This window comes from Bacteroidota bacterium, from assembly GCA_016722565.1.
Lineage (GTDB): Bacteria > Bacteroidota > Bacteroidia > 2-12-FULL-35-15 > 2-12-FULL-35-15 > 2-12-FULL-35-15.
The window spans coordinates 253,303-272,121 of the sequence record JADKIU010000004.1 but is presented as its reverse complement, the minus strand read 5'-3'; the positions used below and the strand labels follow the sequence as shown (position 1 = coordinate 272,121).

Here is an 18,819-nt window from a genome sequence, read left to right as displayed (position 1 = left end):
ATGGGAAATAGTTAATGAAGTATTACCCCATTTAACCTAATAACCAAATTAATTTATTTAACTAATAATATGAAAAGAGTATTAATAACAGGTGCTGCAGGCTTTTTAGGTTCTCACTTATGTGACCGCTTCATCAAAGAAGGATTCCATGTTATTGGAATGGACAATCTAATTACCGGTGATTTAAAAAACATCGAACACTTGATGAAACTTGAACATTTCGAATTTTATCATCACGATGTTTCTAAATTCGTTTTTATTCCTGGTGAGTTGGATTATATTCTTCACTTTGCTTCTCCCGCATCACCTATCGATTATTTAAAAATTCCAATTCAAACATTAAAAGTAAGCTCTTTAGGTACGCATAATCTATTAGGATTAGCAAGAGTAAAAAAAGCAAGAATCTTAGTTGCCTCCACATCCGAAGTTTACGGTGACCCAATTGTTCATCCGCAAACAGAAGAATATTGGGGAAATGTAAATCCTGTTGGTCCACGCGGTGTGTACGATGAAGCCAAACGTTTTATGGAGGCAATGACGATGGCCTACCATACCTATCATGGAGTGGAAACCCGCATCATCCGAATTTTTAATACATACGGGCCTCGTATGCGACTGAATGATGGACGTGTATTGCCTGCATTTATCGGACAAGCATTGCGTGGTGAAGATTTAACCATGTTTGGTGATGGTTCACAAACACGTTCATTCTGCTATGTCGATGATTTAGTTGAAGGCATCTACCGATTATTGATGAGTGATTATGTATATCCTGTTAATATTGGAAATCCAAGTGAAATAACTATTAAAGAATTTGGAGAAGAGATTATAAAATTAACTGGTACCAAACAAAAACTCGTTTCCAAACCATTGCCGCAAGATGATCCGAAACAACGTAAACCAGACATAACAAAAGCGAAAGAGATATTAGGATGGGAACCAAAAGTTGGACGAGCAGAAGGCCTTAAAATAACATACGACTATTTCAAATCATTGTCGCCCGAAGAACTAAACAAAACAGAACACAGAAGCTTTAATTAATGAGTAAAGAATATTATAATCACGAAACAGCCATTATTGACGAAGGTTGTAAAATAGGGAAAGGAACCAAAATATGGCATTTCTCTCATATTATGCCCAATTGTACCTTGGGTGAAAATTGCAACATTGGTCAAAATGTAGTGATCTCTCCTGAAGTGGTGTTGGGCAAGAATGTAAAAGTTCAAAACAATGTATCCATTTACACCGGAGTTACTTGTGATGACGATGTTTTTTTAGGCCCATCGATGGTGTTTACAAATGTCATTAATCCGCGAAGTGCAATTAATCGTAAAAGCGAATATGCAAAAACACACGTGGGTAAAGGTGCTTCCATTGGTGCAAATGCTACAATTGTTTGTGGACATGATATTGGTGAATACGCCTTTATCGATGCGGGAGCTGTGGTAACTAAAAATATTCAGCCTTTCTCTTTATGGGTCGGAAATCCGGCTAAACAAATGGGATGGATTAGCGAATATGGACATCGATTACAATTTGACAAAGAAGGAATTGCTGCATGCATAGAAAGCAAAGAAAAATATAAATTGGAGAATGGTAAAGTAACAAAACTATGAGTAAAATTAAGTTTGCAATAATCGGACAAGGGCATATTGGTAAGCGACATGCGGAGATGGTTCGCAGAAACCCTGAAGCAGAGCTAATCGCTGTATGCGATACACTTCCCATTGATAAATTAGGCTTGACCGATTTAAAAGAAAAATTTTATTCTACCCCAGAAGAATTATTAGCAGCTCATCCGGAAGTAGAAGTTGTAAACATTTGCACACCCAATGGTTTACATGCAAAACATTCAATGCTTGCTTTGGAAGCCGGAAAACATGTTGTTTGTGAAAAGCCTATGGCTTTAAGCAAAGCGGACTGTGAAACGATTATTTTCAAAGGTTTACAAGTAAACAAAACCGTTTTTTGTGTGATGCAAAATCGCTTTTCTCCACCATCTGTTTGGCTTAAAAAAATTGTTGACGAAAAAATAATCGGAGACGTTTACATGGTTCAATTGAACTGCTATTGGAATCGGGATGAACGCTATTACAAAAAAGGAGGATGGAAAGGGACACAAGAGTTAGATGGTGGAACCTTGTTTACTCAATTTTCGCATTGGATTGACTTATTATACTGGATGTTTGGTGACATGAAAGACATACAAGCAAAATTCAATGATTTTAATCACGCCAACTTAACTGAATTTGAAGATAGCGGTTTTGTAAATTTCAATTTTGTAAATGGCGGTATGGGAAGTATCAACTATTCAACTGCTGTTTGGAATACAAATTTAGAAAGCAGCATCACTATCATTGGAAGCAATGGAAGTGTAAAGGTAGGTGGACAATATATGGATCAAATTGAATTGTGCAACATTAAAGACTACACGATGCCAAACCTTGATCCAACAAACGAAGCGAATGATTACGGTGCTTATAAAGGATCTGCAAACAATCACCCTCAAGTTATATCCAATGTAATCGATACATTAAAAGGCAGAACAACATTAACAACAAATGCAATGGAAGGATTAAAAGTAGTGGATATTATCGAACGCATTTATTCATTAAGAAATACAGATAGAAAAAGTTAATTAATACTTCCAAATAAAAAATTGAAATAAAAAGCACATTTAATATCACAAATCAATTTCACTTTATGATTCAAAAATTAAAAAACAAAGAAGCAAAAATTGCAGTTATCGGATTAGGGTATGTTGGATTACCTATCGCCCTTGCTTTTGCAAAAAAAGTAAAAGTAATTGGTTTCGATATCAATGAAGAACGTGTAAAGATGATGCAAAACAACATCGATCCGTCTCAAGAATTAACATCGAAAGATTTTGAAGGATGTGATATTGAATTTACCGCCTCTATTGATGTTTTAAAATCTGCTAACTTTTTTATTGTTGCTGTCCCTACTCCTATTGACGAGCACAACCTGCCGGATTTAAAACCACTTATTGGAGCATCTCGCTCTGTTGGTAAAGCATTAAAAAAAGGCGACTATGTTGTTTATGAATCTACTGTTTATCCAGGTTGTACTGAAGAAGATTGTATACCAGTATTAGAAGAAGTTTCAGGCTTGAAATTCAAATCTGATTTTAAAGTAGGCTACTCTCCGGAACGTATTAACCCCGGTGATAAAGAACATACCATTACAAAAATTTTAAAAGTAGTGTCAGGTTGTGATGAAGAATCATTAGAAGTTATTGCAGAAACCTATAAAATTATTGTTGAGCCAGGTGTTCACAAAGCTTCGTCCATTAAAGTAGCGGAAGCAGCAAAAATTATTGAAAACACACAACGCGATGTAAATATTGCTTTGATGAATGAATTATCCATTATTTTCAGTCGTATCGGAATAAACACCTATGATGTGTTAGAAGCGGCCGGCACCAAATGGAATTTCTTAAAGTTTTCACCCGGATTAGTTGGTGGACATTGCATCGGTGTGGATCCATATTATTTAACTTATAAAGCTGAAGAATTAGGTTACCACGCCAGAGTGATTAACTCAGGACGATATGTAAACGACTCAATGGGTTTTTATGTAGCAAAACAAACTGTAAAGAAAATTATTGCTGCTAAAAAGAACCTAACTGAATCTCGCGTACTTGTTATGGGCGCTACATTTAAAGAAAATGTAAGTGATGTCCGCAACTCTAAAGTATCTGACGTAATCAAAGAATTTAAATCATTCGGTGTTCAGGTGGATGTTGTTGATCCCTACGCTGATTCTGATGAATTAAAACACGAATATGGTTTTGAGTTAGTAAAATCTATTGGCAAAGGATACGATGCGGTTGTTGTAGCAGTTAATCACAAAGAATATATCGGTTTAGATGAAGCCTATTACAAAACCATCCTTTCTGAAGGTGGAATCTTGGTAGATGTAAAAGGAATTCTAAAAGGAAAGATCAAAAACCTATCTTATTGGAGTTTGTAAGTTGAGACATCTTTTTTTCATAGCAGTCATTTCGACATTCTTTTTCTCCTTTGGACCCATTGGAAGCAAAAAGGTTATCGGGCATTGGACGTGTGAGGTTGATTTATTCGACATGAAAGAGAATGATACATTAGTTTTCACAAAAATTAACTATTCTGATAAACTATATCAATGGTCTGGTGCGTTAGCAGGCGTGGAATTTACAGCAAATAATCATTTTTCCGAATATCACAACGTACTCTGCAGCAGTGAAACAAACCCGATTCGATACAGTGATGAGAAATGGATCTTACACAATGATTTGATTACCATTATTGGGAATACCCGTTCTGTAAAATGGCGAATTATGCATGTGACTTCTAAAAAAATGAAAGTGGTAGTCCTTAAAACAAATAACAATGAATAAAAAAATTTTAATTACAGGTGGTGCCGGATTTATTGGTTCACACGTTGTACGTCTGTTCGTAAACAAATACCCCAACTATCAAATTGTTAACCTGGATAAACTTACCTATGCAGGGAATCTTAACAATTTGAAAGATGTTGAAACGAAATCAAATTACACTTTTGTAAAGGGTGATATCACGGATGCTACTTTTATTAATGAACTTTTCACACTTCATAATTTTGATGGAGTAATCCATTTGGCAGCTGAAAGTCATGTAGACAGAAGCATTTCCAATCCGTTAGAGTTTGTTATGACCAATGTCATCGGCACTGTTAACCTTTTAAATGCAGCGAAGCAAAACTGGAAAGATAACTATGCTGCTCACCGTTTTTATCATGTTTCAACAGACGAAGTATACGGAACGTTAGGAGAAACAGGGATGTTTACAGAAACAACCGCTTACGACCCACACAGCCCCTACTCCGCTTCAAAAGCCAGCTCCGACCATTTTGTAAGAGCCTATCACGATACCTATGGATTAGATGCAGTGATCTCCAATTGCTCAAACAATTATGGCAGTCACCACTTTCCAGAAAAATTAATTCCATTATCCATTCACAACATCAAAAACAATAAGTCCATTCCAATTTATGGGAAAGGTGAAAACATCCGCGATTGGCTTTGGGTAGAAGATCATGCCAGAGCAATTGATGTAATTTACCATACTGCTAAAACCGGAACTACTTATAATATAGGTGGACATAATGAATGGACAAACATTGACCTCATTCATTTGTTATGCAAAATCATGGATAAAAAACTAAATCGTGTTGAAGGAGAATCAGCAAAGCTCATCACCTTTGTAAAAGACAGAGCTGGACATGATTTACGCTATGCGATTGATTCCACTAAACTTCAAAAAGAATTAGGCTGGGTTCCATCCCTGCAATTTGAAGAAGGATTAGAAAAAACAGTTGATTGGTACCTTTCAAATGAAGAATGGTTAAACAATGTAACATCGGGAGATTATAAAAAGTATTATGAACAACAATATACTAAACGCTAGTTCATATATGTACACTGCTCCCTTCCACACAATAGATTTATCAAACAAAGCCTTTTTAGTTACCGGGGGTGCCGGATTTATTGGCTCAAATCTCGTTGAATATCTCTTAAAATACAATGCCATGAAAGTTGTTGTATTAGATAATTTAGCTACCGGCTTTGAAGAAAACATAAAACCCTACCTATCACTACCTAATTTCCAATTTATTAATGGAGATATTTGTAATCTGGAGGATTGTCACAAAGCATGCATCGGTATTGATTATGTTTTTCATGAAGCAGCATTGGGTTCCGTGCCTCGCTCCATAAAAAATCCAATTGCAACACACAATGTAAATGCGACAGGCTTTATTAACATTTTAATTGCTGCTCGCGATGCAAAAGTAAAACGAGTGGTTTATGCCAGCTCTTCGTCTGTTTATGGCGACAGCAAAATTCTTCCAAAAGTGGAGAATCAAATTGGAAAACAATTGTCTCCGTATGCTGTTTCAAAAATGACCAATGAATTGTATGGTGAAATTTTCGCAAAAACCTACAACATGGAAATTATTGGTTTGCGGTACTTTAACATTTTTGGGCCACGACAAAATCCACAGGGCGAATATGCTGCGGCCATTCCTTTATTTATTAATGCATTACTGAATAACACTCCTCCTGCAATAAACGGAGATGGAGAACAAACCCGAGATTTTACTTTTGTTTCCAATGCTGTTCAAGCAAACATCAAAGCAATGCTGGAACAAAATGTAAAAACTGATGGTACCGTATTTAACATTGCTGTTGGCGAACGCGTATCATTGAATCAATTAATTGACATTTTGAAGAAATTAATTGGCACTACCATTCAACAAACCTATAGAGCTGATCGTCCTGGTGATGTTAGAGATTCTTTAGCGGATATTACCAAAGCACAAAATGCATTGCACTATCAACCAAAAGTAAAAATTGAAGAAGGATTAAAATACACACTCGCTTGGTTTAAAGCAAAGCAGGCTGATTAAAAAAAAATGAATTGGCAAAGACATTCATACAATTTGTAATAATTCGTTATTTGTAATGGGACTCTTTAACATATTTCGTAAAAAACCAAAACGACTTTCTACTCCTGTAGATTTATCCGTATTGGGTACTGATATCCACTCCCATTTTATTCCAGGAATTGATGACGGTGCTAAAACCATGAACGATAGCCTTCAGATGATTGCTGAAATGCAACAACTTGGTTATAAAAAAATTATTACTTCCCCACATACAATGAGCGATTATTATCGCAACACTTCTGAAATCATTTTATCTGGCAGAGATCAAGTGAAACAAGAATTAACAAAAGCTGAAATCAACATTGAATTTGATGCCGTTTCGGAATACTACCTCGATTACGATTTAGAAAAAAAACTGGATGATGGTCCACTTTTAACTTTTGGAAATAAACATTTATTGTTCGAGATTTCATACATGAACCCTCCTGACAATTTATTTCATCTTATTTTTAAAATGCAACTACAAGGCTACAAACCAGTGCTTGCACATCCCGAACGCTATAATTTCTGGCACAAGGAGTTTGATAAATACGAAGCATTTATTGATAAAGGAGTTTTACTTCAAATGAATATTAATTCCCTTACCGGATATTATTCCTTAGGAACTAAAATAGTTGCAGAACAAATGATTGACAAAAACATGATTTCATTTGTCGGCACAGATTGCCATCACATGGGCCATATTAACTTATTAAAACAAGTTGTTTACGAACCTCATTTAGAAAAATTAATCAATAGCGGAACCTTACTTAATAAAACATTATAAGCTTCATGAAAAACGTATTCTATCTATTTGTCTTTGTTCTATTTATACAAGCGTGTTCTTCTGATCCTAAACCGATTGAAACAGAAACGATTCCTCAAAAAACAGAAGAACTGGTTGGCAGCATCAATTATGATGTTATTGGCAAGCTACCGCACGACCTGAGTGCCTACACGGAAGGTCTGTTGTTTCACAACAACCAATTGTTTGAAAGTACCGGTGCTCCCGAAAATCTGCCTCAGATAAAAACAGTAGTCGGTATTTTAGATACCGTAAAAGGAAAAATTGATGCTAAAATTGATTTGGGCAGAACCTATTTTGGGGAAGGAATTGTCATTTTAAATGATAAAATCTATCAATTGACATATAAAGATCAAATTGGCTTTGTATACGATGCAAAAACCTATAAACAACTCAGCAGATTTACTTATAAGAACAAAGAAGGCTGGGGAATGACGACAGACGGAACTTCAATAATCATGAGCGATGGCACGAACATTTTAACATATATCGACCCCAATACCTTACAACCCACAAAAACAATTAATGTCACCAATGCAGGATATGCCGAAGACAATATCAATGAATTAGAGTATGTTGATGGTTATATTTATGCAAATATTTGGATGAAAAATTATATCGTAAAAATCGATGTAAAAACCGGAAAAGTGGTTGGAGTGATGGATTGTGCTCAACTAACAGACGAAGCACGTAGATTAAATCCGGAAGCAGATGTATTAAACGGAATTGCGTACGATGCAACCACCAAAAGAATGTTCATCACCGGCAAAATGTTCCCGAATGTATACGTTTTGAAATTGAGATAAACAACTATCCTTTTAACGGACGTGCATACGCAATTACATCTTTGTCCGTAATTGTTTTATCACATAATATAATCAAGCGTTCTACCACGTTTCTGAATTCACGTATATTACCTGTCCAATTAATTTTTTGCAACTCTTTAATCGCATCTTTTGTAAAACTCTTGCTCGGCATACCATGATCTTCACAAATCATTTTTAAGAAGTGTTCTGCTAATAATGGAATATCCTCTTTGCGTTCGTTCAAAGAAGGTACATGAATCAAAATAACACTCAAACGATGATATAAATCTTCCCGGAAATTTCCGGCAGCAATTTCTTTCTGTAAATCTTTGTTGGTAGCTGCAACAACTCTCACATTTACCTTAATTTCCTTCTCTCCTCCTACACGCGTAATTTTGTTTTCTTGCAAAGCACGCAATACTTTTGCCTGAGCCGACAAACTCATATCTCCAATCTCATCCATAAACAACGTTCCGCCTTCAGCTTGCTCAAACTTTCCTTTACGCTGACTTATAGCCGAGGTAAATGCACCTTTTTCGTGACCAAACAATTCACTTTCGATTAACTCACTTGGAATGGCAGCACAGTTCACTTCAATCAACGGAGCATTCGCACGATTACTTTTTTCATGCAACCATCGAGCAACTAATTCTTTCCCGCTTCCATTTCCACCGGTTACTAAAACACGTGCATCGGTTGGTGCAACACGTTCAATCATTTCCTGAATCTGTTGAATGGCTTTCGACTCACCCACCATATCAAATGTTTTACTCACTTTTTTCTTCAACACTTTCGTCTCCGTTACCAATGTTGATTTATCCATGGCGTTGCGAATCGTTACTAACAAACGATTCAAATCCAAAGGTTTTGCAATGAAATCAAATGCACCCTTTTTAACTGCTTCCACAGCAGTTTCGATGTTTCCATGTCCTGAAATCATCACTACCGGAATATCAGCCGACAACTGCATGATTTTATCCAACACTTCAATCCCATCCATCTTCGGCATTTTAATATCACAAAGAACAATGTCATACTTCTCCTTTTGTACCATTGCAATTCCCTCTGCTCCGTCAGGTGCTTCATCTACCTGATATTTTTCATACTCTAAAATTTCACGCAAAGTTTTGCGGATACTTTTTTCATCGTCAATGATTAATATTTTTGCCATTTTTTTTACTAATTATAAATTATAATTTTCCATTCAACACTTCATGAATCACACCTTCTTTAAGCGAATATGTGGACAATCGCATTTTTTCTATTTCAAAAGACCGGATTACAAAATTAACAATGATACTCGAAACTACAATCATATCCACCCGCATTGCAACCAAACCTTTCATTTGTAAACGCTGTGCATTGGTCGACTTTAAAATATCATTGTAAATCAATTCACATTCCTCCAAATTAAAGGTAAATTCTGTTTTATTTGCCAATACGCCCGGTGTATAAAAACGATGCGCAATCATTTCAGCCAATGAATCAAAGGAACCGGATGACCCTAAGAGCTCTTTTACAGGATACTTTTTTATCGCCTCATACAAAGGCTGCAGCTCTTTCGTTAAATGATCAACAAAAACAGCAATCTCTTTATCGGTAATTGGATCGGATGGGGGAAACAATTCCAACAAACGAGCAGCTCCTAATAAGAAGCTTTGCTTCCAAAAAACTTGTTCCTTATTCGCAATAATAAATTCAGTGCTTCCACCTCCAATATCAATAATCAAAACCGCTTCATTCGTCATTTTGACTGCAGAGCGCACCCCGTAATAAATAAGTTCTGCTTCGCGATCTCCGGAAATCACTTGAATATCGATTCCAGTTTCTTGTTTTATTTTTTGTACAAATGCATCACCATTTGAGGCGCCTCTAATTGCAGAAGTTGCAAAAGCATAAATTTTATCCGCTTTGTACTGTTGAGTTGTTTCGAAATGTGTTTTAAAAGCATCCTGTCCGCGTTGAAAGGGAACATCCGCAATGTATCCTTTATTGATTCCTCCTTCGGCAAGTTTTACGGATATTTTTGTTTGAAAGATGGTTGAATAGGAATGATCGGCATTAACATTTACAATGAGTAAATTAAAGGTGTTGGTTCCTAAATCAATGACAGCAATCTTCATATAAATAAGCATTTAAAGCTACAAGATATGAAAATTATGGAAAAATAAAAATGTTTTTAGCCTTTATAAAACAGCCACTTTCCAAGCTCTTTCCAGGTCACTTTTTTTCCATACATCAAAATTCCGGTGCGGTAAATACGACCGGCTAACCAGGTGGTAAAAACAAATCCAAGAACCAATAATGCCATTGATATTGCCAACTCGGTTCCAGATACACAATTGAACGGCAATCGCACCATCATTACAACGGGAGACGTAAGCGGAATCATAGAAAACCAAACTGCTAAAGAGCCGTTTGGATCTTGCATCACCGTTTGTGCAATTCCAAATGAAAAAATAAGAGGGATGGTGATGGGTAGCATAAACTGATTAGTTTCTGCCTCACTATCTACCGCTGCACCAATAGCTGCAAACAAAGCACTATACATTAAATATCCCGCCAAGAAATAGAATAAGAAACTGAAAGTAATAAATGGCATGTCCACCGATTTAAAATCATTCCAAAGCTTGGTCATTTGATTGGGTTCATCAATTTTTCCCATCTTGTCGAAATCCAAGTTCTCACCAATTTTTATTACTTCTTCCTTGGCTTGAATTTGTTTCATATCAACATCCTTAAATACGGTAGCTACGGCAACACTATAAAGAGTTGTTGACAAAATTACCCATAATAGAAACTGCGTTAAACCCACCAATGCCACACCAACAATTTTCCCCATCATCAACTGAAATGGTTTTACGGAGGATAAAATCACTTCGACAATGCGACTCGTTTTTTCTTCCATCACTCCACGCATTACCTGCACACCATACATAAAGATAAAAATGTAAATCATGATGGCCGCAACCAAACCAATGCCCATGTACAAACCAGTGTTCGTCTTTTTCTCTTCACCTAACTCATCAACTTGGGTGGTAATCATTGTAAATGTTGATTTATCCTTCGCGTCTTTGATCAGATTAACATTCACATTGTTTTTTGCAAGCATTACTTCATACAACATTTTACTAATGCTGTATTGAATGTGCTGCTGAGCAGAGTTGCTCAATTGTTCTTTATAAAACAAATTAATTCCCTTCTGTCCGCCATTCAATACATTTTTAGGAATCCAAAGAATCGCATCATAATCGGTATCAAAGAAACCTGATCTTGCTTGTTCAATAGTAACAGGTGGATAATCAAAATGAACAATGTCTTTCTCTGGAATCAAATCCGTAAACAAAAAACTTTCGTCAATCACTTGTACCTTCTGCTTCTCGGTTTTCTGCATCGACAACCAGATTGGCACAATCATAATTCCAACCATTAAGATTGGTCCAAGAATGGTCATCAGAATAAAGGATTTTTTCTTTACCCGTGATAAGTACTCGCGTTTTATGATGAGAAGTATTTTATTCATTATTCCGTAAAATTACTTTGTGTACCAATTGCATTTCCTTCACTCACTTTTTTAATAAAGATGTCATTCATACTCGGAACCAATTCCTTAAATGAATGAATTTCGACAACCGGCAAAATGGATGATAATAATTGATTGGAAGTACTTCCGGGAGTCAATTCAATTTGTGCTTTACAAATTTCTCCTTCAGCAGAATGTTCACCCAATTTACCATAGGTCCACAATGAATTTGTAAACCCCATCATGTTTCCGGTAAATTCCACTTCAATCACATTCGATTTATTCGCCTTGCGAATATCTTTTACTGAGCCATCTACAATTTTTTTCGAACGATTAATCAACGCGATGTTATCACACAACTCTTCAACCGAACCCATATTGTGGGTAGAAAATAAAATCGTAGACCCTTTCTTTTTTAAATCTAAAATTTCATTCTTGATTAGATTTGCATTAATTGGATCAAATCCGCTGAAAGGCTCATCTAATATCAATAGTTTAGGTTCATGCAAAACAGTAACAATAAACTGTACTTTTTGCTGCATCCCTTTTGAAAGTTCTTCTACTTTTTTATTCCACCAAGCATCGATTTCAAATTTTTCGAACCAATATTTTAATTTTTTCTTGGCTTCATCCTTTTTCATTCCCTTCAATTGAGCAAGGTATAATGCTTGTTCTCCAACTTCCATCTTTTTATATAAACCTCGCTCCTCAGGTAAATAACCAATTTGCTCAATGTGTTTGGGAGCTAATTTTTCATTTTCGAAAAATATTTCTCCGCTATCCGGACCGGTAATCTGATTGATAATTCTTATTAAGGAAGTTTTTCCAGCACCATTCGGACCAAGTAATCCAAAAATACTTTGTGCCGGGATGTCTAATGAAACATCATCTAACGCAGTATGAGCTGCGTAACGCTTAACAATATTTTTTGCAGAAAGAATTGTGCTCATTTATTATTCAAAATATTGTTTCATACGTTCAAAAAATCCTTTATCCTTTTTAGTAGGATGTGGTTTGAAATTTTCTGCTTCTTTTAAATCTTCCAGAATTTTCTTTTCCTCTTTTGTCAAATGTTGAGGCGTCCACACATTGATATTTACTAAAATGTCACCACGTCCATAAGTGTTAATATCCGGCAATCCTTTTCCTTTTAAGCGCAATACTTTGCCACTTTGTGTTCCTGCATCTACTTTCACTTTGGCTTTACCATCAATCGTTGGCACTTCAATTTGCGTTCCCAATGCGGCATCCGAATAACTTACAAAATGATCATAAAACAAATTCATTCCATCGCGTTTCAGATGTTCATGCTCAATCTCTTCGATGACCACAATCAAATCACCGGCAACACCTCCACGAGCGCCCATGTTTCCTTTTCCGGCAACCGACAATTGCATTCCTTCAGCTACTCCTCCCGGAATGTTGATGCTGATTACTTCTTCATCGCGCACAATTCCATCGCCATTACATGGTGAACATTTGTCTGTGATGGTTTGTCCTTCACCTCCACAACTCGGGCAGGTGCTGGTAGTTTGCATGGCACCCAAAATGGTGTTGGTTACTCGTGTTACTTGTCCTGAACCTTTACATGTTGAACAGGTATTAAAAGCGGAACCATTTTTTGCACCACTTCCACTGCAAGTTTTACAAGCAACATATTTGTTTACTTTAATTTTTTTCTCAACTCCGTTTGCAATCTCCGTCAAATCCATTTTCACTTTCACTCGCAAATTCGAACCACGGTTCACTCTTCTTCCGCCTCTTCTTCCGCCTCCACCTCCACCGAAGTGTCCACCAAAAATATCTCCAAACTGACTGAAGATATCATCCATGTTCATGCCACCAAAACCTTGTGCACCGCCACCGCCAAAACCACCATTATTGCCCATTCCGGCATGACCGTATTGATCGTACCGTTGTTTTTTTTCGGGGCTACTTAAAATCTCATAGGCTTCCGCTGCTTCTTTGAATTTTTCTTCCGCTGCTTTGTCGCCCGGATTTTTATCAGGATGGTATTTAATCGCCATTTTGCGATATGCCTTTTTTATTTCATCGGCACTCGCACCTTTGGGAATTTCTAATATGTCGTAAAAATCTCTCTTTGCCATTTTGTTAATTGAAAATTGGAAAATTGGTTAACTGGAAATTAATTCCCTATTACCACTTTCGCAAAGCGAATTATTTTTCCGTTTAAACTATATCCTTTTTCTAATTCCTCTACTACCTTTCCTTTTAAATCATCGGAAGGTGCAGGAATATTTGTAATTGCTTCGTGAATGTCCGCATCAAACGTTTCTCCTACCGTTTTCATTTCCGATAAACCTTTTTGCGTTAACGAAGATTTTAATTTATTAAAAATTAAATTCACGCCATCGTTTACAGCTTTCACATCCGTTGTTTCCGAATTGGATTTTATGGCTCTTTCAAAATCATCCAATACAGGCAAAATGCTTTTAAAAACATCTTCTCCCGCGGATTGCATCATCTCAATTTTTTCTTTTGCTGTACGTTTTCTGAAATTATCAAACTCCGAATACAAACGCAGGTATTTATCGTTTATCTCGTCTGCTTTCGCTTTTAATTCCGACAGTTGTTTGTCTTTTTCATCCACAGCTGTTGTTTCTTCCTGAGGAGTTTGTTCTTTGTTTTGTTCGTTCACAATATCGCTTTCCGGTGTGCTCATTTTCTTAAATATATTTTTTAATTTTTTCATCCAATTTTTAACTGCCTAAACCTCTCAAATTATTTGCCATCAAAGATAATAAGACATTTTGACATAAATAAGAAAGTGATTAGGTAACTATGTGACTAAGTGACTAGGTGAATGAGAAATTGAGTGATAAGGGAATAAGGTAAGTAATGATCAATGAAAAGAGTCTATTTTATAGAAAAAGAGCCTTATTTGCTGAAATTAAACTCTGTTCTTCGGTTCAACTGGTGCTCCAACTCGGAGCAATCCACCCCATTTTTACACCTGTTTTTAATCTGTGTTTCGCCAAATCCTTTTGCTGTTAAACGCCCTTTCTCGATACCTTGCAGTACAAAATACTCCATCACTTTTTGGGCTCTTTTTTCAGACAAAGAAATATTGTAGGCATCTTCACCTTTTGCATCGGTATGGCTATTAATAGACAATTTCAAGGATTTATTCTCTGCCATAGCAGCAATAATCTTATCTAATTTCTCAATCGATTCCGACTTTATATCAGATGAGTTAGGATCATAATAGATGTTTTCGATCACCGTTAAACTGGCATTTTTTGACTCACTAAAATTCTTGATTTTCAATCCCGTGTCTTCCTCTTGTTCGCGAGCAAGGGTTGTTAATTCAAGCGGTAATAGTTCATAAGAAAATCCCTTTTTAGTTTTATTGAACGATCGGATAATTGTTCCATCCGGTCTGGCAGCATAAAGCTGTCCGTCCTTAATTTTCGTATCATCCGAAACGGAAACATTAATTTTATACGACTTATCGGAACTCAACTCCGTAAACTTAAAATCCCCATAATTATCCGTAATGGTGGATTGCAACTCTATTTCGTCCTGATCCTGAAGAACCACTTTTTGGTTCGCAACCGGTTGATTTCGATCTTTTCCGGTCATTAATTTTCCGACATAATCTATTTTTGAGGGCGGCACAGCTCCGCCTGATTTAGCTGCAATTTTCACCGATAACGGCTCCATCTTTATCACTTCAATCGCTCCGGTTTTGGTATTCACCACCTCCACCTGAATGTCTTTAATCACAAAATCTTCTCCCGGAAGGTATTTCTTCAACAAGGCAATCGTTTCTTCATTTAAAGCATACGTGGTGTTTTTACTAACTGTTGTACCATTGGGATTGCGTTTTTTATCCATGTTTGCAAACACACAATCATAGGAAAGTAATTTTGTATTACCTCTTGCATTTCTGTTCACCACTGTCAGCGAAGGATATTTCAAAATATCTTCAACGGAAGCATATTCCCCACTGGCAAATCCTGCAATACGCACTTCCACATCGCTCTGAGCTACCAAGGCTTGACCCAAAACTAGAGAAAAGAAGAAAAGAATGTATTTTATGTTTGACACCATCTGTTACTGAAATTATTTACCAAAGCTAAAAAAAATCGGCTATGTATAAAATTAAAAAGACAGAACCCTTTCGAATTCTGTCTTAAGTATGCATAGTGATTAAACTACTTGATTAATTTTTTTAATTCATTCTCTAAACCAGGGCCTCTCAATGCTTCTCCTTTTGCCACAATGATTCCGTTTTCATCGATTAGGAAACCTGCAGGAATGGAGTTAACTCCGTAAATAGCTGCCCCTTTTGATTGCCATCCACCTAAATCACTTACATGGTTTTCCCAAACCAAACCATCTTTTGCGATGGCATTGACCCAAGCTTGTTTGTTATTATCCAACGAAACACTAAAAACAGTGAATCCCTTTGCTTTTTTATTAAATTTTTGATCTTTATACTTATTGTATATCGCTACCACATTCGGGTTTTCTCTGCGGCAAGGGCCACACCAAGATGCCCAAAAGTCGATTAACACAATTTTGCCTTTTAAAGAAGAAAGGGCTAAGTCTTTGTCTTCTGGAGTTTTGAAATTTAGCTCTGCTGCTTTGTTTCCTACATTTGTTCCAATCACCTCTTGAACTGGTGCTGAATCATTTTTAATAAATCCGAATGCGAATACCGAAACGGCTGCAAGGACAAATAGAATGTTTACTTTTTTCATCTGGGTAGTATTAATTGATACAATATTACAAATTATTTCGGCTACTTTCTTACAATTTGTGCGCCAAGTTTTTGTAAACGTATATCGATGTTTTGATACCCCCTGTCAATCTGCTCTATATTGTGAATGGTACTTTTTCCATTTGCCGATAATGCAGCTATTAATAAAGATACTCCTGCACGAATATCCGGTGAAGTCATGGAAATACCTTTTAACTGATGTTCACGGTTTAAACCGATGACAGTTGCACGGTGAGGGTCGCAAAGTATAATTTGTGCGCCCATATCAATCAACTTATCAACGAAGAATAAACGACTTTCAAACATCTTTTGGTGGATCATTACCGCACCTTTGGCTTGTGTTGCAACCACCAATACGATACTTAACAAATCAGGGGTAAAACCCGGCCAGATTGCATCGGCAATCGTTAAAATAGAGCCATCAATAAAGGTATCGATTTCATAGCGCTCTTGCGATGGGATATAAATATCATCCCCTCTTCGCTCCAATTTAATCCCTAATCGTTGAAACACACTCGGAATCACCCCTAACTCATCATATTGTACGTCTTTTATGGTGATTTCGGATTGCGTCATGGCAGCCAAACCGATAAAACTACCCACTTCAATCATATCCGGTAACATTCGATGGGTGGTTCCTCCCAAATATTCCACCCCATCAATCACCAATAAGTTGGAGCCGATTCCGGAGATTTTAGCCCCCATGCGGTTCAACATTTTGCACAATTGCTGAATATACGGCTCACAAGCTGCATTATAGATGGTGGTGGTTCCTTTTGCCAATACTGCAGCCATTAAAATATTAGCAGTACCTGTTACGGATGCTTCATCCAATAACATGTAACATCCCTTGAGGTTTTTCGCTTCTACTTTATAAAAATCATTGGCATCATCATAGATGAATTTTGCACCCAAGTTCTGGAAACCGATAAAGTGGGTATCCAATCGTCTGCGGCCAATTTTATCACCGCCCGGCTTAGGAATATATCCTTTCCCAAAACGGGAAAGTAACGGTCCAACAATCATTATAGAACCTCGTAAGCTACCACCTTTCTTTTTGAATTCTGCTGAATTCAGGTAATCAACATCTACATTATCAGCTTGGAAGGTATATTCTTCGTGACCCGTTTTTTCAATCTTTACACCCAAATCGCGGAGCAAATCAATGAGTTTATTCACATCCACAATATCCGGGATGTTTTGAATCACAACTTTTTCAGGCGTTAATAAAACAGCGCAAAGTATTTGCAATGCTTCATTTTTAGCACCTTGGGGAATAATTTCTCCTTTTAATTTTTTTCCTCCGATGATTTCGAATACGCTCATGTTTGATAGTTTAAAGTTATAAAGTGACGAGGTGATTAGGTGACTAAGTGACGAGGTCAAATGGACAACAATACCTTGTTACGAAGTAAGGGTTTAATGAGGGTATTTGGTATAGGGCAATTTGGTTTTTACCAACTAAGGATTGTTAATAGTGAGAACTTCTTTCCGGAGCGTCATTGCGAGAAACGAAGTAATCTCTCACGAAACGGGAACAGATTGCCACATCACGCTAAAAAGCGTGACTCGCAATGACGTCCATAAAAAAAGCACTTTTCCCCCTAAAGAAAAGTGCTTCAAATACGATGTATGAAATCCAACTTTCAGCTTTGGACTTTCCAACTTTGAACCTAAAAAGGCTTGCGTTTAAAATTCTGGTTGTTATTTTTATGATGACGGTGACCATTGTTTTTGCCACCATTGTTATTTTGCTTTTTCTTTCCGCCACCGGCACCTTGATTTGCATTCGGATTGCGAGGCACAAATGTTTGGGTACTTCTCAACAACGAAATATCTGCTAATTTTAATTGTCCTTTCGACAATTCTTCCAGTTGTTTTGAAATCACCTCATCGTTTACCGAATCTCTGTTCCAGGTTAAATAGGAACGTTTCATCAAATTGGCAATTTGTTCTACCAATGCATCTTTCTCGGGTCCGTTTGGATATTCTTTCCCTTTCGCAATGATGCGTTCTACGGTTTTACCATAATGCTTGTAACGGATATCATTACTTGGATACAATACTCTATCCGGTTTTGTTTGAAAAGTTTCAGCAGTAGGCTTCGGATAAGGTGAATCCACATCCAATTTAAAATCAGAAATAATAAAAATATGATCCCACAACTTATGTTTAAAATCGGTTACATCGCGTAAATGTGGGTTTAGTTGCCCCATCACATCAATGATAGCACGAGCCACTTTGTTGCGTTCTTCACGATCTTTTACAGTCATCGCAAAGTCAATCATTTTTTGAATGTTTCTGCCGTATTCGGGGATAATCATTTTTGGCAGACTAGTATTGTATTCCATCTAATCTATAATTTGTTTTGGTAGTATCTTAATCAATAGAGAATCAAAAGTAGTGATTTTATTGGAAATGGGCAAAAATGCATATCTGTATTCGTATTTTTGTATATTTATAATCCTGAATT

General features: G+C 36.6%; 19 protein-coding genes. 9 read left to right on the top strand and 10 right to left on the bottom strand.

What is annotated here, in order from left to right:
* The first annotated feature begins 69 nt into the window (after positions 1 to 69).
* From IPP64_14245 to IPP64_14205, 9 genes are all read left to right on the top strand, one after another.
* Complete coding sequence (locus IPP64_14245; protein ID MBL0330545.1) at positions 70 to 1,041, top strand: SDR family oxidoreductase; 972 nt, start codon at positions 70 to 72, stop codon at positions 1,039 to 1,041.
* Positions 1,041 to 1,616, top strand: coding sequence for an N-acetyltransferase (locus IPP64_14240; protein MBL0330544.1), 576 nt, complete (start codon positions 1,041 to 1,043; stop codon positions 1,614 to 1,616). The genes IPP64_14245 and IPP64_14240 overlap by 1 nt, the downstream gene beginning before the upstream one ends.
* Positions 1,613 to 2,638 (top strand): Gfo/Idh/MocA family oxidoreductase, encoded by a 1,026-nt coding sequence (locus IPP64_14235; protein ID MBL0330543.1) that lies wholly within the window; start codon positions 1,613 to 1,615, stop codon positions 2,636 to 2,638. The genes IPP64_14240 and IPP64_14235 overlap by 4 nt, the downstream gene beginning before the upstream one ends.
* 65 nt (positions 2,639 to 2,703) lie before the next feature.
* Entirely contained in the window at positions 2,704 to 3,993 is a 1,290-nt protein-coding gene (locus IPP64_14230) for a nucleotide sugar dehydrogenase (GenBank protein MBL0330542.1), read from the top strand.
* A 1-nt stretch (position 3,994) separates the two neighbouring features.
* Positions 3,995 to 4,399: a hypothetical protein gene (locus IPP64_14225; protein MBL0330541.1), complete on the top strand. Its 405-nt coding sequence runs from the start codon at positions 3,995 to 3,997 to the stop codon at positions 4,397 to 4,399.
* The gene (gene rfbB / locus IPP64_14220) at positions 4,392 to 5,447 is read left to right on the top strand and encodes a dTDP-glucose 4,6-dehydratase (protein MBL0330540.1); all 1,056 of its coding nucleotides are present in this window, start codon (positions 4,392 to 4,394) and stop codon (positions 5,445 to 5,447) included. The genes IPP64_14225 and rfbB overlap by 8 nt, the downstream gene beginning before the upstream one ends.
* Positions 5,448 to 5,454: 7 nt before the next feature.
* Entirely contained in the window at positions 5,455 to 6,447 is a 993-nt protein-coding gene (locus tag IPP64_14215; GenBank protein ID MBL0330539.1) for an SDR family oxidoreductase, read from the top strand.
* Between the two features lie 55 nt (positions 6,448 to 6,502).
* Positions 6,503 to 7,252 carry a capsular biosynthesis protein gene (locus IPP64_14210; GenBank protein MBL0330538.1) on the top strand — a complete coding sequence of 250 codons (750 nt, stop codon included), beginning with the start codon at positions 6,503 to 6,505 and terminating at the stop codon, positions 7,250 to 7,252.
* Positions 7,253 to 7,257: 5 nt separating this feature from the next.
* Positions 7,258 to 8,076 carry a glutaminyl-peptide cyclotransferase gene (locus IPP64_14205; GenBank protein ID MBL0330537.1) on the top strand — a complete coding sequence of 273 codons (819 nt, stop codon included), beginning with the start codon at positions 7,258 to 7,260 and terminating at the stop codon, positions 8,074 to 8,076.
* A gap of 4 nt (positions 8,077 to 8,080) precedes the next feature.
* Here the strand turns inward: IPP64_14205 and IPP64_14200 are convergent, their stop codons facing one another.
* The 10 genes from IPP64_14200 to IPP64_14155 all read right to left on the bottom strand — a co-directional run bounded on the left by IPP64_14200 (position 8,081) and on the right by IPP64_14155 (position 18,697).
* Positions 8,081 to 9,247 carry a sigma-54-dependent Fis family transcriptional regulator gene (locus IPP64_14200; protein MBL0330536.1) on the bottom strand — a complete coding sequence of 389 codons (1,167 nt, stop codon included), beginning with the start codon at positions 9,245 to 9,247 and terminating at the stop codon, positions 8,081 to 8,083.
* A 19-nt stretch (positions 9,248 to 9,266) separates the two neighbouring features.
* Positions 9,267 to 10,199 (bottom strand): Ppx/GppA family phosphatase, encoded by a 933-nt coding sequence (locus IPP64_14195; GenBank protein MBL0330535.1) that lies wholly within the window; start codon positions 10,197 to 10,199, stop codon positions 9,267 to 9,269.
* A gap of 56 nt (positions 10,200 to 10,255) precedes the next feature.
* Positions 10,256 to 11,599 carry an ABC transporter permease gene (locus tag IPP64_14190; GenBank protein MBL0330534.1) on the bottom strand — a complete coding sequence of 448 codons (1,344 nt, stop codon included), beginning with the start codon at positions 11,597 to 11,599 and terminating at the stop codon, positions 10,256 to 10,258.
* Positions 11,599 to 12,549: an ATP-binding cassette domain-containing protein gene (locus IPP64_14185; GenBank protein ID MBL0330533.1), complete on the bottom strand. Its 951-nt coding sequence runs from the start codon at positions 12,547 to 12,549 to the stop codon at positions 11,599 to 11,601. The genes IPP64_14190 and IPP64_14185 overlap by 1 nt, the downstream gene beginning before the upstream one ends.
* Before the next feature lie 3 nt (positions 12,550 to 12,552).
* Entirely contained in the window at positions 12,553 to 13,707 is a 1,155-nt protein-coding gene (dnaJ, locus tag IPP64_14180) for a molecular chaperone DnaJ (protein ID MBL0330532.1), read from the bottom strand.
* Between the two features lie 38 nt (positions 13,708 to 13,745).
* On the bottom strand, positions 13,746 to 14,282 hold the full coding sequence (gene grpE / locus IPP64_14175) for a nucleotide exchange factor GrpE (GenBank protein MBL0330531.1): 537 nt from the start codon (positions 14,280 to 14,282) through the stop codon (positions 13,746 to 13,748).
* 215 nt (positions 14,283 to 14,497) lie between these two features.
* Positions 14,498 to 15,673: an OmpA family protein gene (locus tag IPP64_14170; protein ID MBL0330530.1), complete on the bottom strand. Its 1,176-nt coding sequence runs from the start codon at positions 15,671 to 15,673 to the stop codon at positions 14,498 to 14,500.
* Positions 15,674 to 15,777: 104 nt separating this feature from the next.
* On the bottom strand, positions 15,778 to 16,326 hold the full coding sequence (locus IPP64_14165) for a redoxin domain-containing protein (GenBank protein ID MBL0330529.1): 549 nt from the start codon (positions 16,324 to 16,326) through the stop codon (positions 15,778 to 15,780).
* Positions 16,327 to 16,367: 41 nt separating this feature from the next.
* Positions 16,368 to 17,672: a UDP-N-acetylglucosamine 1-carboxyvinyltransferase gene (murA, locus tag IPP64_14160; GenBank protein ID MBL0330528.1), complete on the bottom strand. Its 1,305-nt coding sequence runs from the start codon at positions 17,670 to 17,672 to the stop codon at positions 16,368 to 16,370.
* Between the two features lie 347 nt (positions 17,673 to 18,019).
* Positions 18,020 to 18,697 carry a DUF4290 domain-containing protein gene (locus IPP64_14155; protein MBL0330527.1) on the bottom strand — a complete coding sequence of 226 codons (678 nt, stop codon included), beginning with the start codon at positions 18,695 to 18,697 and terminating at the stop codon, positions 18,020 to 18,022.
* Positions 18,698 to 18,819: the final 122 nt, after the last annotated feature.

What these genes read in the sequence shown, in the direction of transcription:
- IPP64_14245 (MBL0330545.1), top strand. Translation starts at nt 70, where the DNA reads ATGAAAAGAGTATTAATAACAGGTGCTGCAGGCTTTTTAGGTTCTCAC.
- IPP64_14240 (MBL0330544.1), top strand. Translation starts at nt 1,041, where the DNA reads ATGAGTAAAGAATATTATAATCACGAAACAGCCATTATTGACGAAGGT.
- IPP64_14235 (MBL0330543.1), top strand. Translation starts at nt 1,613, where the DNA reads ATGAGTAAAATTAAGTTTGCAATAATCGGACAAGGGCATATTGGTAAG.
- IPP64_14230 (MBL0330542.1), top strand. Translation starts at nt 2,704, where the DNA reads ATGATTCAAAAATTAAAAAACAAAGAAGCAAAAATTGCAGTTATCGGA.
- rfbB (MBL0330540.1), top strand. Translation starts at nt 4,392, where the DNA reads ATGAATAAAAAAATTTTAATTACAGGTGGTGCCGGATTTATTGGTTCA.
- IPP64_14215 (MBL0330539.1), top strand. Translation starts at nt 5,455, where the DNA reads ATGTACACTGCTCCCTTCCACACAATAGATTTATCAAACAAAGCCTTT.
- IPP64_14210 (MBL0330538.1), top strand. Translation starts at nt 6,503, where the DNA reads ATGGGACTCTTTAACATATTTCGTAAAAAACCAAAACGACTTTCTACT.
- IPP64_14205 (MBL0330537.1), top strand. Translation starts at nt 7,258, where the DNA reads ATGAAAAACGTATTCTATCTATTTGTCTTTGTTCTATTTATACAAGCG.
- IPP64_14200 (MBL0330536.1), bottom strand. Translation starts at nt 9,247, where the DNA reads ATGGCAAAAATATTAATCATTGACGATGAAAAAAGTATCCGCAAAACT.
- IPP64_14195 (MBL0330535.1), bottom strand. Translation starts at nt 10,199, where the DNA reads ATGAAGATTGCTGTCATTGATTTAGGAACCAACACCTTTAATTTACTC.
- IPP64_14190 (MBL0330534.1), bottom strand. Translation starts at nt 11,599, where the DNA reads ATGAATAAAATACTTCTCATCATAAAACGCGAGTACTTATCACGGGTA.
- IPP64_14185 (MBL0330533.1), bottom strand. Translation starts at nt 12,549, where the DNA reads ATGAGCACAATTCTTTCTGCAAAAAATATTGTTAAGCGTTACGCAGCT.
- dnaJ (MBL0330532.1), bottom strand. Translation starts at nt 13,707, where the DNA reads ATGGCAAAGAGAGATTTTTACGACATATTAGAAATTCCCAAAGGTGCG.
- grpE (MBL0330531.1), bottom strand. Translation starts at nt 14,282, where the DNA reads ATGAGCACACCGGAAAGCGATATTGTGAACGAACAAAACAAAGAACAA.
- IPP64_14170 (MBL0330530.1), bottom strand. Translation starts at nt 15,673, where the DNA reads ATGGTGTCAAACATAAAATACATTCTTTTCTTCTTTTCTCTAGTTTTG.
- IPP64_14165 (MBL0330529.1), bottom strand. Translation starts at nt 16,326, where the DNA reads ATGAAAAAAGTAAACATTCTATTTGTCCTTGCAGCCGTTTCGGTATTC.
- murA (MBL0330528.1), bottom strand. Translation starts at nt 17,672, where the DNA reads ATGAGCGTATTCGAAATCATCGGAGGAAAAAAATTAAAAGGAGAAATT.
- IPP64_14155 (MBL0330527.1), bottom strand. Translation starts at nt 18,697, where the DNA reads ATGGAATACAATACTAGTCTGCCAAAAATGATTATCCCCGAATACGGC.